The organism is Leclercia sp. AS011, from assembly GCF_037152535.1.
GTDB lineage: Bacteria > Pseudomonadota > Gammaproteobacteria > Enterobacterales > Enterobacteriaceae > Enterobacter.
Map to the genome: position 1 here is coordinate 108,324 of NZ_JBBCMA010000001.1, position 15,795 is coordinate 124,118.

Here is a 15,795-nt window from a genome sequence, read left to right on the forward strand (position 1 = left end):
ATTCTTATTCTTGCAACCCCTTCGCTGAATGCACATCATTTCACTGAAACCGGTTTCTGTACTCTTTTTTGCCGATAATTAACGCTGAATGAGGGATATCGCATGTCAGGATTCAAAGAGGGTTTTCTGTGGGGCGGCGCGGTGGCGGCGCATCAACTTGAAGGCGGCTGGCAGGAGGGCGGGAAGGGCCCGAGCGTCGCAGACGTAATGACCGCAGGCGCGCACGGCGTCCCGCGCGAAATCACCGACGGCGTGCTGCCGGGCAAAAACTACCCCAACCATGAAGCCATCGATTTCTATCACCGGTATAAAGAAGATATCCAGCTGTTCGCGGAAATGGGCTTTAAATGCTTCCGCACCTCGATTGCCTGGACGCGTATTTTCCCTAAAGGCGATGAACAGCAGCCCAACGAAGCAGGCTTGCAGTTTTACGACGATCTGTTTGATGAGTGCCTGAAGCACGGCATCGAGCCGGTCATCACCCTCTCGCACTTCGAAATGCCCTACCACCTGGTGAGCGAATACGGCGGCTGGCGTAACCGCAAACTGATCGACTTCTTTGTGCGTTTTGCCAGCGTGGTGTTTAAGCGTTATCAGCACAAAGTGAAGTACTGGATGACCTTCAACGAGATCAACAACCAGGCCAACTTCCACGAAGATTTCGCCCCGTTCACCAACTCCGGCCTGCACTATCAGCCGGGCGAGGATCGCGAGCCGGTGATGTTCCAGGCGGCGCATTACGAGCTGGTGGCCAGCGCCCTGGCGGTAAAAGCTGGCCGTGAGATCAATCCGTCCCTGCGCATTGGCTGCATGATCGCCATGTGTCCTATCTACCCGCTGACCTGCGCCCCGGACGACATGATGATGGCGATGAACGCCATGCACCGCCGCTACTGGTTCACCGATGTGCATGTGCGCGGCGCTTATCCGCAGCATCTGCTCAACTACTTTGCCCGCCGTGGTTTTGAGCTGGATATCATCGAAGAGGATAAAGCGGCGCTGAAGCAGGGCTGCGTGGATTACATCGGCTTCAGCTACTACATGTCTTTTGCCACCAAGTCGACGGCGGATAACCCGCAGCTGGATTACGACGAGAGCAAAAGCCTGGTCTCCAACCCCTACGTGCAGAAATCGGACTGGGGCTGGCAGATTGACCCGGTGGGGCTGCGCTACTCCCTGAACTGGTTCTGGGATCACTATCAGCTGCCGCTGTTTATCGTCGAGAACGGGTTTGGCGCTATCGACGTGCTGGAGAGCGACGGCACGGTAAACGACCAGTACCGCATCGACTATCTCAGCGCCCACATCCGCGAGATGAAGAAAGCGGTGGTGGAAGATGGCGTGGATCTGATGGGCTACACCCCGTGGGGCTGTATCGATCTGGTTTCAGCCGGCACCGGCGAAATGAAAAAACGCTACGGCTTTATCTACGTTGATAAAGATAACGAAGGTAACGGCACGCTGAATCGCAGTAAGAAGAAGTCGTTCGCCTGGTATCAGCAAGTGATCGCCAGCAACGGCGAGTCGCTTTAACCTCTGTGAAATTGCCGGGTGGCGCTGCGCTTACCCGGCCTACAACACCCGTAGGCCCGTGCAAGCGCAGCGCCGCCGGGCACAAAATCCGCCGCTTCCCCTCCAGTTTTATTTGTCTGTTTTATAATCTGTAACGGCCTGTTATTCACTTTGGTTGATCCCGGTCAAGCAAGATGGGTATGGCGCTATCCGAAAAAAGCGGTATAATCCGGCGATTTTTTTTGTGGCTGCCACCCGAAGGAGAAAGAGAATGAAGATTGTCGAAGTGAAACACCCACTCGTTAAACACAAGCTGGGCCTGATGCGTGAGCATGACATCAGCACTAAGCGCTTTCGTGAACTGGCTTCTGAAGTTGGCAGCTTACTGACCTATGAAGCGACCTCCGATCTTGAAACTGAAACTGTCACCATTGAAGGCTGGAACGGCCCGGTACAGGTTGAGCAGATCAAAGGCAAAAAAATTACCGTGGTGCCAATCCTGCGTGCCGGTCTGGGCATGATGGAAGGCGTGCTGGAGCACGTCCCGAGCGCGCGTATCAGCGTGGTTGGTATCTACCGTAACGAAGAAACGCTGGAGCCAGTACCCTACTTCCAGAAGCTGGTTTCCAACATCGACGAGCGTATGGCGCTGGTTGTTGACCCAATGCTGGCTACCGGTGGTTCGATGATCGCCACTATCGATCTGCTGAAAAACGCGGGTTGCAGCAGCATCAAGGTGCTGGTCCTGGTTGCTGCGCCGGAAGGCCTTGCCGCGCTGGAAAAAGCGCACCCGGACGTTGAGGTGTACACCGCCTCTGTCGATCAGGGCCTGAACGAGCACGGGTACATTATCCCGGGCCTCGGCGATGCCGGCGATAAGATTTTTGGTACTAAGTAATCGCATAACGATAAAGAAGCCGACTTTGATAGTCGGCTTTTTTTTGAATAAAACACACACAACCAATAATACTCAGAGGAAAAGACTATGACGCGCCGTGCTATCGGGGTGAGTGAAAGACCGCCGCTTTTACAGACAATCCCGCTTAGTTTGCAGCACCTGTTTGCGATGTTTGGCGCAACCGTGCTGGTGCCAATCCTGTTCCACATTAACCCGGCCACCGTGCTGCTGTTTAATGGAATCGGGACGCTGCTGTACCTCTTTATCTGTAAAGGAAAAATCCCGGCCTATCTGGGCTCCAGCTTTGCCTTTATCTCCCCGGTACTGCTGCTGCTGCCGTTAGGTTACGAAGTGGCGCTGGGCGGTTTTATCATGTGCGGCGTGCTGTTCTGCCTGGTGGCCTTCATTGTCAAGAAAGCGGGAACCGGCTGGCTGGATGTGATGTTCCCGCCTGCGGCAATGGGCGCAATCGTTGCCGTCATCGGTCTTGAGTTAGCCGGTGTGGCGGCGAACATGGCGGGCCTGCTGCCAGCCGACGGTCAGTCACCGGATACCAAAACCATTATCATCTCGCTGGTGACCCTGGGCGTGACGGTCTTTGGCTCCGTGCTGTTCCGCGGCTTTATGGCGATTATCCCGATCCTGATTGGCGTGCTGGCGGGCTATGCGCTCTCCTTCGCGATGGGCGTGGTCGATACCACCCCAATCGCCCAGGCCCACTGGTTTGCGCTGCCAACCTTTTATACCCCGCGCTTTGAGTGGTTTGCCATCTTTACCATCCTGCCTGCCGCGCTGGTGGTGATTGCCGAGCACGTCGGTCACCTGGTGGTCACGGCAAATATCGTTAAGCGCGATCTGATCCGCGACCCGGGCCTGCACCGCTCGATGTTTGCTAACGGCTTCTCGACCATCATCTCCGGTTTCTTCGGCTCCACGCCCAACACCACCTACGGTGAAAACATCGGCGTGATGGCCATTACCCGCGTGTACAGCACCTGGGTTATTGGCGGTGCGGCGATCATTGCCATTCTGCTCTCCTGCGTCGGCAAGCTGGCGGCGGCGATCCAGATCATTCCGGTACCGGTGATGGGCGGCGTTTCGCTGCTGCTGTACGGGGTAATCGGCGCATCCGGTATCCGCGTGCTGATCGAATCCAAAGTGGATTACAGCAAAGCGCAGAACCTGATCCTGACCTCCGTTATCCTGATCATCGGCGTCAGCGGAGCCAAAGTTCACATTGGTGCGGCCGAGCTGAAAGGCATGGCGCTGGCGACCATCGTTGGCATCGGCCTGGCCCTGATCTTCAAACTGATCTCCGTTCTGCGCCCGGAAGAGGTGGTCCTGGACGCTGAAGAGACAGAAAAAGTCTCCCATTGATCCTGCAACCGGGCGGCCGATCCGCCCGGTTCTCTCCCCGCGTGTTCCGTGTTAAACTCTGGGCCGATTCCGAGTTAGACCTGGTTGAGGTATTTCTGAACGCACCGGCACAGCTCTCTTTGCCACTTTATCTTCCCGACGACGAAACTTTCGCGAGTTTCTGGCCGGGCGATAACCCCTCTTTACTGGCTGCACTGCAAAACGTGTTGCGCCAGGAGCACAGCGGTTACATCTATATCTGGTCACGCGAAGGCGCGGGGCGCAGCCATCTGCTGCATGCGGCCTGTGCCGAACTCTCGCAGCGCGGGGATGCGGTCGGCTATGTGCCGCTGGATAAGCGCACCTGGTTTGTGCCGGAAGTGCTCGACGGAATGGAACAGCTGTCGCTGGTTTGCATCGACAATATCGAATGCGTGGCGGGGGATGAGCTGTGGGAAATGGCGATTTTTGATCTCTACAACCGCATTCTGGAGTCCGGGAAAACCCGGCTGCTGATCACCGGCGATCGCCCACCGCGTCAGCTGAATCTTGGTCTGGCCGATCTGGCTTCGCGTCTCGACTGGGGGCAGATCTACAAATTACAGCCGCTCTCCGATGAAGATAAACTCCAGGCTTTGCAGCTGCGGGCGCGGTTGCGGGGGTTTGAACTGCCGGAAGACGTGGGGCGTTTTCTGTTGAAGCGGCTGGATCGCGAGATGCGCACGCTGTTTATGACTCTCGATCAGCTGGATCGCGCGTCCATCACCGCCCAGCGCAAGCTCACCATTCCCTTTGTGAAAGATATTCTCAATCTGTAGGCCCGGCGCGTGCAGGCTACCGGGCCATCATCTGCTTACTTCACAATCTCCAGCACCTGTTCAGGCGGACGGCCAATACGCGCTTTGCCGTTTGCCACCACAATCGGGCGCTCGATCAGCTTCGGATTATCCACCATCGCCTGAATTAACGCCTCTTCACTGAGCGCGCTGTCAGCCAGCCCTAACGCTTTGTAAAGCTCCTCTTTCTGACGCATTAACGCTCTGGCGCTGGTCATTCCCAGCTGGCTTAACAGCGTGCGAAGGGTGTCGGCATCCGGCGGGGTATCCAGATAGAGCACCACCTGCGGCTCAATGCCGTGGGTTTTCAGCAGGGTCAGGGTTTCCCGGCTCTTTGAGCAGCGAGGGTTGTGGTAGATCGTAACCGCGTCAGACATCTCTTCTCCTTTACATCTTTTCATACGGACGGTAGCGCTGCTGCAGCTGGCGCAGCTGATCGATGCGGGCATCGTAACGGGCCTGTTGCAGGCTGCCGAGTTTCACCTGCGAGCTGGCGCTGCTCAGCAGGGAGATGGCCTGGTCCAGGCGTCCGGCCAGAGCATAGCCTTCGGCGCGAGCCGCCAGCTCCTGATCGCGATGACCAAGCGCGGATTCCACCTGGGCCAGCAGATCCCAGCCGTTAGGGTCATCTTTATTATTGAAGGTGTAGCGGTTAAGAATGGGAGCGGCTTCCTGCGGCTGTCCACTCTGTAAGTAAGCATTCGCCAGGTTAAGTTGCAGAACCGGATTGGTGCGCAATTCCCGGGCACCTTTCAGACGGTTGATCGCATCCTGGCCTTTTTTCTGGCCTAAATCGATGTCGGTAGCCAGATCGAGATACCAGGCGTTGCCAGACTCTGCGGTCAGCAGCGGCTGAAGATTTTTGCGGGCCTCGTCATAGTTGCTGGCCTCCATCGCCTGTAACGCCCGACCATACTGGGCCGCGCGCTGTTCACGCACGTTACCTTTCGCCAGCGCGTCCAGCAGATCGTTGGTCAACTGGTTGCGCCCGGAATTGTACATGCCGAGGGTTCTGACCTTCGCCATGTAGAAATCTTCCGAGGACTGTACCACCACCGGACGCATCTGGTTGGCGCGGTTGCGGGCATCGGAAAGACGGCTTTCCGGCAGCGGGTGGGTTAGCAGAATTTCCGGCGGTCGCGAGGAGTAACGCGCCTGGTCGAGCAGTTTTTCGAGGAAGCCTGGCATAGCCTGCGGGTCGAACCCGGAGCGTTGCAGGACCTGAATCCCGATGCGGTCGGCTTCCTGTTCGTTCTGCTGGGTAAAGCTGATCATCCCCTGACGCGTACCTGCCAGCGTACCGGTCAGCGCTGCCATCCCCGCCTGCGGGCTGGCCATCGCCAGCAGAATGGAGCCCAGAGCCCCTACCCAGGTCAGCGGGGCGCTGCGCTTTTGATCTTCCATTGCCCGCGCCAGATGGCGCTGGGTAACGTGGGAAATTTCGTGCGCCATGACCGAGGCCAGCTGGCTTTCGTTATCGGCATAGCGGAATAACGCCGAGTGCAACACCACGTTGCCGCCGAAGAAGGCGAAGGCGTTGATCTCATCGTTGTTGATTAAAAAGAAGTGAAAAGGGGTCTTCACCGAATCCGCATGGGAGACCAGACGCATCCCCAGAGAATTGATGTACTGCACCAGCAGCGGATCGTTAATCAGCGGCGCACTACCGCGCAGCTGGCGCACATAATAGTCGCCCATTTGCATCTCCTGACCAATGGAGAGCGTGCTGCCTGCCGAGGTGCCCATGTCAGGCAATGATTCTGCAGAGTCAGCGAAGGCTGGCATCATCTGGCCGACGGTCAGCGCAGCGATGAGCGTCGCAACCAACGTTTTTTTCAACTGCCTGAACATAACTTCTGTCCTGTCTGGTGGGTGTGCTAATTTGACCGAATAACCCGCATAACGTTCATCTGCGGCTGCTCTGGGAGTGTAGCCGCGTCAGGGCGATAAGAAAATCCCTCTTTTCAGGCTTTTGCGTTTTGTGACTGAGCCAGAAAAAGCGAAAGTCTTTTGATTGACTCTCCGATACAATTCACCCTTTACGTCCAGCCATCATCTTCAGGGAAGGGTTGCATGCTTGAGTTATTAATGCAGTGGTACCGCCGACGCTTTAGCGATCCGGAGGCCATTGCTTTACTGGTTATTCTGGTTGCCGGATTTGGCATCCTCTTCTTCTTTAGCGGGCTGCTGGCCCCGCTGCTGGTGGCGATTGTGCTCGCCTATCTGCTGGAGTGGCCGACGGTCCGGCTGGAAAATATCGGCTGTTCCCGCCGCTGGGCCAGCATCATCGTGTTGGTCTTTTTTGTCGGTATCCTGCTGGTCATGTCCTTTGTGGTGCTGCCCATCGCCTGGCAGCAGGGGATCTACCTGATCCGCGATATGCCCGGCATGCTCACCAAACTCTCGGATTTTGCCGCCACGCTGCCGCGCCGTTACCCGGCCCTGATGGATGCAGGCATCATTGATGCGATGGCTGAAAACATGCGTACCCGCATCATGACGATGGGGGATACGGTGGTGAAATTCTCCCTCGCGTCGCTGGTGGGCCTGCTGACGCTGGCGGTCTATCTGGTGCTGGTACCGCTGATGGTCTTCTTCCTGGTGAAAGACAAGGAGCAGATGCTGAACGCGGTGCGCCGCGTGCTGCCGCGTAACCGTGGGCTGGCAGGGCAGGTATGGAAGGAGATGAATCAGCAGATCACCAACTATATCCGCGGCAAAGTGCTGGAGATGATCGTCGTTGGCATTGCCACCTGGATTGGCTTCTTTATCTTTGGTCTTAACTATTCGCTGCTGCTGGCGGTGCTGGTGGGCTTCTCGGTGCTGATCCCCTATATCGGGGCCTTTGTGGTTACCATTCCGGTAGTCTGCGTGGCGCTGTTCCAGTTTGGTCTGGGCACCGAGTTCTGGAGCTGCTTCGTTGTGTATCTGATTATTCAGGGGCTGGACGGTAACCTGCTGGTGCCGGTACTGTTCTCAGAAGCGGTGAACCTGCATCCGATCGTCATTATTCTGTCGGTGGTGATCTTTGGCGGGTTATGGGGATTCTGGGGCGTGTTCTTTGCCATCCCGCTGGCAACGCTGATTAAAGCGGTGGTGCATGCATGGCCGGATGTGCCGGCGGTTGAGGAGTAGTTTTTTTGCCGGGTGGCGCTTCGCTTACCCGGCCTACAAATCCTGTAGGCCCGTGCAAGCGTAGCGCCGCCGGGCGACAAGCCGAATCAGGCGTTCTCTTTCACCCAGTTCAATACCACGTCGTGGTGATTGCTGGTTTTGAAGTCATCAAACACATGTTCAACCTTACCCTCGGCATCGATCAGGAAGCTGATGCGGTGGATACCGTCGTAGGTTTTGCCCATAAAGGTTTTCTCGCCCCAGATGCCGAAATCGTTACAGACCTGATGGTCTTCGTCGGAGAGCAGCGTGAAGTTCAGAAGCTCTTTTTCGGCAAAGCGAGACAGCTTTTCAGGCTTATCGGTACTGATACCCAGCACTTCTACGCCCGCATTTTTCAACTCATCCATGTTGTCACGTAGACCGCACGCTTGCACGGTACAGCCTGGCGTCATGGCTTTCGGGTAGAAATAGACCAGAACACGCTGTCCCTGGAAGTCGGTTAAATTTACTTGCTCACCGTCTTGATCGGGCAAGCTAAATTTCGGTGCTATGTCACCGGCTTTCAGTGGATTCATTACTCAACTCCGTCTTGTTCATGCTGGGAATAATTGACGACGTTTATACTGCCTTGCGCATTTAATTCTGTACAGAGGGCTTTGAACGCTTGCTCGATATTTGACGCATCCTGAGAGGCCGGGCAGTGCGCGGTGATCTGGATAAACAGTTTTGGAATAGTGTCGCTTTCACCCGGCTGGGTACGGGAGACCAGCTCGGCAATGTTCATCTGATGGCTATCAAACAGGGCGGTAAAGCGTTCGATTAAGTGCGGAGAGTCAGTCACTTCCACCTGGACCCAGACGGTGGCCGGCAGGGCCGGTTGCGGGCGCGCGGTGGTGCGCTTCATCACGATCAGCAGATCCAGCTCAGCCCCTTTTAACGGCAGGGTCGATTCAATTAAGGTGATCGCATTCCACGACCCGGAAAGCAGCATGATGAAGGTGAACTCTTCGCCCAGCATCGCCAGGCGGCTGTCTTCAATGTTGCAGCCGCAGCTACTGACGTGGCGAGTGATGGTGTTCACGATCCCCGGCCTGTCGGCACCCAGCGCAGTGATAACCAGGTAATGTTGTGATGAGGTTGTCAAACCTGTTCTTCCTTTGCGTGGTTTAGTCTTTCTAAGGAAAGCATAAAAAAAACCGGCATACAATAACCTGGAGGCCTCATGTCCCTTGCTTTTATTACAGCACCAAACGTACCATTGAGAATCTTGTACGCACAGAGGATGGCCCATGTTCACGGGAAGTATTGTTGCGCTTGTTACACCGATGGATGAGAAAGGTAATGTCTGCCGGTCAAGCCTGAAGAAACTGATTGATTATCATGTCGCCAGCGGAACCTCGGCGATTGTTTCGGTAGGGACTACCGGTGAATCTGCTACGCTGAGCCATGAAGAGCATGGCGAAGTGGTCATGATGACCCTCGAACTGGCTGACGGGCGTATCCCGGTCATCGCCGGTACGGGTGCCAATGCGACCGCGGAAGCCATCAGCCTGACCCAGCGTTTTAACGATAGCGGCGTTGTGGGTTGCCTGACGGTAACGCCATACTACAACCGCCCGACCCAGGAAGGTCTGTTCCAGCATTTCAAAGCCATCGCTGAACATACTGACTTGCCGCAAATCCTGTATAATGTGCCGTCGCGCACTGGCTGCGATATGCTGCCAGAAACGGTTGGCCGTCTCGCGAAAGTAAAAAATATTATCGGTATTAAAGAGGCGACCGGGAACTTAAGCCGTGTTCACCAGATCAAAGAGCTGGTTTCAGACGACTTTATTCTGCTGAGCGGTGATGATGCGACCTCGCTGGACTTTATGCAGCTCGGTGGCCACGGCGTAATTTCCGTGACCTCCAACGTTGCAGCCCGCGATATGGCTGAAATGTGTAAACTGGCCGCTGCCGGTCATTACCAGGAAGCGCGCGTGATTAACCAGCGTCTGATGCCGCTGCACAACAAATTATTTGTCGAACCCAATCCGATCCCAGTGAAATGGGCATGTAAGGAGTTGGGACTTGTAGCGACCGATACGCTGCGTCTGCCGATGACCCCGATTACCGACCACGGTCGCGAAACGGTCACCAGCGCGCTGAAGCATGCCGGTCTGCTGTAAAGTTTAGGGAGATTTGATGGCTTACTCAGTACAGAAGTCGCGCCTGGTGAAGGTTGCGGGTGTTTCGCTTGTTATGCTGCTCGCGGCCTGTAGCTCAGATTCACGCTACAAGCGCCAGGTGAGCGGTGACGAATCCTATCTGGATGCTGCGCCGCTTGCTGAACTTCATGCGCCCGCTGGCATGATCCTGCCGATTCAGAATGGCGACTACAACATTCCGGTCACCAACGGGAGCGGCGCGGTAGGCAAAGCGCTTGATATCCGTCCACCGGCACAGCCACTGGCGCTGGTGAGCGGGGCGCGTACTCAGTTCACCGGCGATACCGCGACGCTGCAGGTTGAAAGCGCGCGTAATGCCACGCTGTGGCCGCAGGTGGTCAGCGTGATCCAGTCGAAGAACTACACAATCACGCAACGCGACGACGCCAGCCAGACGCTGTCGACAGACTGGATCGAATGGACCCGTCTGGACGAAGATCAACAGTACCGTGGACGTTATCAAGTCTCTGTTAAACCTCAGGGTTATCAGCAGGCGGTCGTGGTTAAGCTGCTGAACCTGGAGCAGGCGGGCAAGCCTGTGTCAGATGCGGCTTCCATGCAGCGCTACAGCACCGAGATGCTTAACACCATCGCGGCGGGCCTCGACAAAAACGCAACTGACGCAGCCAATGCTGCTCAGAGCCGCAATGGCGCAACCTTCGACGTGCAGAGCGCTGCCGACGATACCGGTCTGCCAATGCTGGTGGTGCGTGGTCCGTTTAACCAGGTCTGGCAACGTCTGCCTGCCACCCTTGAGCGCGTAGGCATGAAAGTGACCGACAGCACCCGTTCAACCGGCAGCATGGCGGTGACCTACAAACCGCTGTCTGACAGCAACTGGGAAGAGCTGGGCGCACGCGATCCGGGTCTGGCTTCCGGCGACTACAAGCTTCAGGTCGGCGATCTGGACAACCGTAGCAGCCTGCAGTTTATCGATCCGAAAGGTCATACGTTGACCCAGTCGCAGAACGATGCGCTGGTCGCTGTCTTCCAGGCGGCATTCAGCAAATAAATTTGAGGGCTGGTTAATCCAGCCCTTTTTATTTTCGTGCTACGCAAACGTGTGCGTGGCATAATATCGCCAGTTTTGAACACAAATCATCACACCAGGAGTAATGAAGATGCAGAAGCAAGCTGAGTTGTATCGAGGCAAAGCGAAAACCGTATACAGCACGGAAAACCCGGATCTGTTGGTGCTCGAGTTCCGCAATGATACGTCAGCAGGAGATGGCGCGCGCATTGAACAGTTCGATCGTAAAGGGATGGTGAACAACAAGTTCAACCACTTCATTATGAGCAAGCTGGAAGAAGCGGGTATCCCGACGCAGATGGAAGCGTTGTTGTCCGACACCGAATGTCTGGTGAAAAAGCTGGATATGGTACCGGTGGAATGTGTCGTCCGTAACCGCGCCGCAGGCTCTCTGGTGAAGCGTCTGGGCATTGAAGAGGGCATCGAGCTTAACCCGCCGCTGTTCGACCTGTTCCTGAAAAACGACGCCATGCACGATCCGATGGTCAACGAATCTTACTGTGAAACCTTTGGCTGGGTGAGCAAAGAGAACCTGGCGCGTATGCAGGAGCTGACTTTTAAAGCTAACGACGTGCTGAAAAAACTGTTTGATGACGCGGGCCTGATCCTGGTCGACTTCAAACTGGAATTCGGACTGTATAAAGGCGAAGTGGTGCTGGGTGATGAATTCTCCCCGGACGGCAGCCGCCTGTGGGACAAAGAGACGCTGGATAAAATGGACAAAGACCGCTTCCGCCAAAGCCTGGGCGGCGTGATTGAAGCGTACGAAGCCGTTGCCCACCGTCTGGGTGTCAAACTCGACTAATCCTGCCTTATCGCCAGGGGAACGCCTGTTCCTCTGGCATCTCACCCTTGTTTGCAGTGGTAATCTTGCCCCGAACCGCCTACGATCATATTTATTATTATGATGATATTTTCGAGGTGGTTATGCGCTGGCAAGGGCGTCGTGAAAGTGACAATGTGGATGACAGACGTAGCAGCGGGGGCCCGTCGATGGGTGGCCCCGGTTTTCGGCTACCGGGCGGTAAGGGCGGCATCATTATTCTGCTGGTGGTGGTGGTAGCGGGCTATTACGGCGTCGACCTGAGCGGGTTGCTGACCGGGCAGCCGGTGCAGCAGCAGCAGTATCAATCGCCGCGCTCCATCAGCCCGAGTGAAGATGAGGCCGCGAAGTTTACCTCGGTGATCCTCGCCACCACGGAGGATACCTGGGGCCAGCTGTTCGACAAAATGGGCCGTACCTACCAGCAGCCGAAGCTGGTGATGTACCGCGGTGCCACGCGGACCGGCTGCGGAACCGGGCAATCGGTGATGGGGCCGTTCTACTGTCCAGCCGATTCTACCGTCTATATCGATCTCTCCTTCTACGATGACATGAAACGCAAGCTGGGTGCCGATGGCGACTTTGCCCAGGGCTACGTCATCGCCCATGAAGTGGGCCATCACGTCCAGAAACTGCTCGGTATCGAGCCTAAAGTCCGTCAGCTTCAGCAGAACGCCAGCGAGAAAGAGGTCAATGCGCTGTCGGTACGTATGGAGCTGCAGGCTGACTGCTTCGCCGGCGTCTGGGGCCACAATATGCAGCAGGAAGGCGTCCTGGAAGCGGGGGATCTGGAAGAGGCGCTCAACGCGGCCAACGCCATTGGCGATGACCGTTTGCAGCAGCAAAGCCAGGGCCACGTGGTACCGGACAGCTTTACTCACGGAACCTCCGAGCAGCGCTACAGCTGGTTCAAAAAAGGTTTTGACGGTGGCGATCCGGCCCAGTGCAATACCTTCGGTAAGGCCATGTAATTCTCAATGTCAGGGATGAATTTATCAGGTCTGTCTGAACGCCTGGCGCGGGAAGGGCACCGGCGATTGCTGGTGCTGAGTGGTGATGAAGCCTGGACGCAGCAGCAGGCGCTGCGGCTGAAAGAGGCATGTCCCGGCGACTGGCTGTGGATTGGCGACAATGATCCACAGCCCCCGTCCTCTTCCCCTCAGGCGTTGAATCAGCTCCTGGGCCGCGAATTTCTCCACGCTATCTTCGACGCCCGTCACGGCTTTGACATCTCGGCCTTCGCGGCCACAGGTGGCACCTTGCGGGCCGGGAGCGTGCTGGTGTTGCTCACCCCCGCTCTGGCGCATTGGCCGGCACAAGCCGATGGGGATTCGCTGCGCTGGAGCGACCGATCGGAGCCGATCCCCACGCCACGCTTTATCGAACATTTCTGCCGCCATATCGCGTGCGATCCTCAGGTCATACAGTGGCAGCAGGGCGCGCCTTTTCCCCTGTTGCAAAATGTACCTGCCCCCGACTGGCACCCTGCCAGCGGAGAGCCGCAGCGCGAGCAGGCTGCAATCCTTGACCAACTGACGACCATGCCCGAAGGGATAGCCGCCGTGACCGCAGCCCGCGGGCGCGGAAAGTCGGCGCTGGCGGGCATGCTGCTGCAACGCATTGCTGGCCGCGCCATTGTGACGGCCCCCGCCAGAGCGGCGACAGAGGTCATCGCCCGCTTCGGTGGCGATCGCTATCACTTTATGGCCCCGGATGCGCTGCTGGCTTCGGACGAACGCGCCGACTGGCTGATCGTCGATGAGGCCGCGGCGATCCCCGGCCCGCTGCTGGCGCGGCTGGTGACGCGCTTCCCCCGGGTGCTGTTGACCACCACGGTGCAGGGATATGAAGGCACCGGCAGGGGATTCCTGCTGAAATTCTGCGCCCGTTTTGCCGGGCTGCGTTACTTCACTCTCAGCGAACCGGTGCGCTGGGCGGCGGGCTGCCCGCTGGAGCGCATCATTGCCGATGTGCTGCTGTTTGATGACGAACCCGACGAAAGCGTGCCGCAGGGGGAGATCCTCTGTACCCCGCTGGAGCAGGAGGCCTGGAGCCGCAACCCTGAACTGTCGGCTGCGGTCTATAAACTGCTCTGCGCCGCCCACTACCGGACCTCGCCCCTCGACCTGCGGCGCATGATGGACGCCCCCGGGCAGCATTTTGCCGTAGCCCGGGCCGGAGGGCACGTCTGTGGCGCGCTGTGGCTGGTGGAGGAGGGCGGTCTGAGCCCGGCGCTTAGCCAGGCGGTGTGGGCGGGCTACCGCCGTCCGCGCGGTAATCTGGTGGCGCAGTCGCTGGCGGCGCACGGCGGCTCGCCGCTCGCCGCCACCCTTACCGCCCGACGGGTGACGCGCGTTGCCGTCCATCCCGCTCGTCAGCGGGAAGGCATTGGTCGGGCGCTGGTTGCCAGTGCCCGCCAGCAGGTCAATATCGACTACCTCTCCGTCAGCTTCGGTTACACCGACGAACTCTGGCGCTTCTGGCAGCGCTGTGGCTTTGTGCTGGTGCGCGTGGGCAGCCACCGGGAGGCTAGCAGCGGCTGCTTCACGGCGATGGCGATGCTGCCGCTCAGCGCGGCGGGGCAGGCGCTTTGCCAGCGTGAGCACCAGCGGCTCTGCCGCGATGCGCGGATCATTGAACGCTGGAACGGTGAAAAGATCCCGGTAGCCCCCACAGGTGAGGCTACCTTTAATGATGATGACTGGCTGGATCTGGCCGGGTTTGCCTTTGCCCACCGGCCCTTAACGGCGGCGATGGCCAGCCTGACGCGACTGCTACAGGCGACGGCGCTGCCGCTGGCAGGAGTGCGGGGCAAAGTGGAGCAGGGGCTGGACGATAGCGCCCTGAGCCGGGTGTTGGGTCTCAGCGGACGCAAAGCCTTGCTGAGCCATTTGCGCACCGAGACGGGCCAGGCGCTGGCGCAGCTGGACCGCGAACGCTGTCAGGGCGTGAAGGATACCGTTTTGCAATGGCAATTTTTTCAATGACTTCATCAGTAAACTGGCATGTTCATTCTGCCTGTCAGGCGTAGAATCCCGCTTATCAATCAAGGAGACAGCCATGAAACATGACCATTTTGTTGTCCAGAGCCCCGCTCAACCGGCTAAACAGCTGCTGTTGCTGTTTCATGGCGTCGGCGATAACCCGGTCAATATGGGGCAGATTGGCAGCTGGTTTGCGCCGCTGTTTCCCGATGCCCTGGTGGTGAGCGTGGGCGGCGTTGAGCCCTGCGGTCCGAATGGCCGCCAGTGGTTTTCAGTGCAGGGCGTGACCGAAGAGAATCGTCAGGCGCGGGTGGATGCGATCATGCCGACCTTTGTCGACACGGTGCGCTACTGGCAGCAGCAGAGCGGCGTCGGAGCGAATGCCACCGCGCTGATCGGCTTCTCTCAGGGGGCGATCATGGCGCTGGAGAGCGTGAAGGCCGAGCCGGGCTTAGCCTCGCGGGTGATAGCGTTTAACGGCCGCTATGCGACCCTGCCTGAGCGGGCGACGACCGAGACCACTGTCCACCTGATCCACGGCGGGGAAGACCATGTGATCGAGCTGTCCCATGCGGTGGCCGGTCAGGAAGCGCTGATCCGCGCGGGCGGTGACGTGACGCTGGATATTGTTGACGATCTGGGCCACGCCATTGACGATCGCAGTATGCAGTTCGCGCTGGATCACCTGCGTTTTACCGTGCCGAAACACTACTTCGATGAAGCACTGAGCGGCGGCAAGCCGAACGACGACAATATCGTTGAGTTTTTCTGAGGGATAACCCTCTCCCCACCGGGAGAGGGTAAAGACACTACTTCTTCTGGTCTTTCTTCGGCCAGTCGTCTTCATCGTCCCACTTGTCGTTAAAATCACGATGTGGGGGGAGTTCAGGTTTGTTGGCGAGGAATTTCTTGTGGTCAACGCGCTTGAGATCCTTGATCACGTTCAGCAGCACGCCTACCAGAAAAACCAGTACCAAGATCCACCAATATTTAGCCAGCCAGTCCATTCGCTTATCCTTCTTTGGGCAACCG

16 protein-coding genes are annotated in these 15,795 nt (G+C 57.5%); 11 read left to right on the forward strand and 5 right to left on the reverse strand.

Annotated elements, in window-relative coordinates; genetic code table 11:
- Positions 1 to 102: 102 nt before the first annotated feature.
- The 4 genes from WFO70_RS00485 (at position 103) to WFO70_RS00500 (ending at position 4,584) form a co-directional block, all read left to right on the forward strand.
- Entirely contained in the window at positions 103 to 1,533 is a 1,431-nt protein-coding gene (locus WFO70_RS00485) for a 6-phospho-beta-glucosidase (RefSeq protein ID WP_337014010.1), read from the forward strand.
- A 250-nt stretch (positions 1,534 to 1,783) separates the two neighbouring features.
- Entirely contained in the window at positions 1,784 to 2,410 is a 627-nt protein-coding gene (gene upp, locus WFO70_RS00490; RefSeq protein WP_337014012.1) for a uracil phosphoribosyltransferase, read from the forward strand.
- A gap of 87 nt (positions 2,411 to 2,497) precedes the next feature.
- Entirely contained in the window at positions 2,498 to 3,787 is a 1,290-nt protein-coding gene (gene uraA / locus WFO70_RS00495) for a uracil permease (RefSeq protein ID WP_337014013.1), read from the forward strand.
- Between the two features lie 95 nt (positions 3,788 to 3,882).
- Positions 3,883 to 4,584, forward strand: a complete 702-nt coding sequence (locus WFO70_RS00500) for a DnaA inactivator Hda (RefSeq protein WP_337016545.1) — start codon at positions 3,883 to 3,885, stop codon at positions 4,582 to 4,584.
- Between the two features lie 35 nt (positions 4,585 to 4,619).
- Here the strand turns inward: WFO70_RS00500 and arsC are convergent, their stop codons facing one another.
- A complete protein-coding gene (gene arsC, locus WFO70_RS00505) occupies positions 4,620 to 4,979 on the reverse strand; it encodes an arsenate reductase (glutaredoxin) (RefSeq protein ID WP_337014015.1) in 360 nt (119 codons plus the stop codon).
- A 10-nt stretch (positions 4,980 to 4,989) separates the two neighbouring features.
- Positions 4,990 to 6,453: a beta-barrel assembly-enhancing protease gene (gene bepA, locus WFO70_RS00510; RefSeq protein WP_337014017.1), complete on the reverse strand. Its 1,464-nt coding sequence runs from the start codon at positions 6,451 to 6,453 to the stop codon at positions 4,990 to 4,992.
- Between the two features lie 222 nt (positions 6,454 to 6,675).
- Between bepA and WFO70_RS00515 the strand changes: the two genes are divergently transcribed.
- Positions 6,676 to 7,737: an AI-2E family transporter gene (locus WFO70_RS00515; RefSeq protein ID WP_333855573.1), complete on the forward strand. Its 1,062-nt coding sequence runs from the start codon at positions 6,676 to 6,678 to the stop codon at positions 7,735 to 7,737.
- An 86-nt stretch (positions 7,738 to 7,823) separates the two neighbouring features.
- Here the strand turns inward: WFO70_RS00515 and bcp are convergent, their stop codons facing one another.
- Positions 7,824 to 8,294, reverse strand: a complete 471-nt coding sequence (gene bcp / locus WFO70_RS00520; RefSeq protein WP_337014020.1) for a thioredoxin-dependent thiol peroxidase — start codon at positions 8,292 to 8,294, stop codon at positions 7,824 to 7,826.
- Positions 8,294 to 8,863: a glycine cleavage system transcriptional repressor gene (locus WFO70_RS00525; RefSeq protein WP_337014022.1), complete on the reverse strand. Its 570-nt coding sequence runs from the start codon at positions 8,861 to 8,863 to the stop codon at positions 8,294 to 8,296. Before WFO70_RS00525 ends, bcp begins: the two co-directional genes overlap by 1 nt.
- A 145-nt stretch (positions 8,864 to 9,008) precedes the next feature.
- Here WFO70_RS00525 and dapA point away from each other — a divergent pair, with 145 nt between their 5' ends.
- The 6 genes from dapA to ypfH all read left to right on the forward strand — a co-directional run bounded on the left by dapA (position 9,009) and on the right by ypfH (position 15,535).
- The gene (gene dapA / locus WFO70_RS00530; RefSeq protein WP_142486664.1) at positions 9,009 to 9,887 is read left to right on the forward strand and encodes a 4-hydroxy-tetrahydrodipicolinate synthase; all 879 of its coding nucleotides are present in this window, start codon (positions 9,009 to 9,011) and stop codon (positions 9,885 to 9,887) included.
- Between the two features lie 16 nt (positions 9,888 to 9,903).
- Positions 9,904 to 10,938: an outer membrane protein assembly factor BamC gene (gene bamC, locus WFO70_RS00535; protein WP_337014025.1), complete on the forward strand. Its 1,035-nt coding sequence runs from the start codon at positions 9,904 to 9,906 to the stop codon at positions 10,936 to 10,938.
- Positions 10,939 to 11,047: 109 nt separating this feature from the next.
- Complete coding sequence (gene purC / locus WFO70_RS00540) at positions 11,048 to 11,761, forward strand: phosphoribosylaminoimidazolesuccinocarboxamide synthase (RefSeq protein WP_032613044.1); 714 nt, start codon at positions 11,048 to 11,050, stop codon at positions 11,759 to 11,761.
- Between the two features lie 122 nt (positions 11,762 to 11,883).
- Entirely contained in the window at positions 11,884 to 12,750 is an 867-nt protein-coding gene (gene ypfJ / locus WFO70_RS00545; RefSeq protein WP_337014027.1) for a KPN_02809 family neutral zinc metallopeptidase, read from the forward strand.
- 15 nt (positions 12,751 to 12,765) lie between these two features.
- A complete protein-coding gene (locus tag WFO70_RS00550) occupies positions 12,766 to 14,766 on the forward strand; it encodes a tRNA(Met) cytidine acetyltransferase TmcA (protein WP_442913363.1) in 2,001 nt (666 codons plus the stop codon).
- 73 nt (positions 14,767 to 14,839) lie between these two features.
- Entirely contained in the window at positions 14,840 to 15,535 is a 696-nt protein-coding gene (ypfH, locus tag WFO70_RS00555) for an esterase (RefSeq protein ID WP_337014031.1), read from the forward strand.
- 37 nt (positions 15,536 to 15,572) lie between these two features.
- Here the strand turns inward: ypfH and WFO70_RS00560 are convergent, their stop codons facing one another.
- Complete coding sequence (locus WFO70_RS00560; RefSeq protein WP_039029679.1) at positions 15,573 to 15,770, reverse strand: YpfN family protein; 198 nt, start codon at positions 15,768 to 15,770, stop codon at positions 15,573 to 15,575.
- Positions 15,771 to 15,795 lie beyond the last annotated feature (25 nt).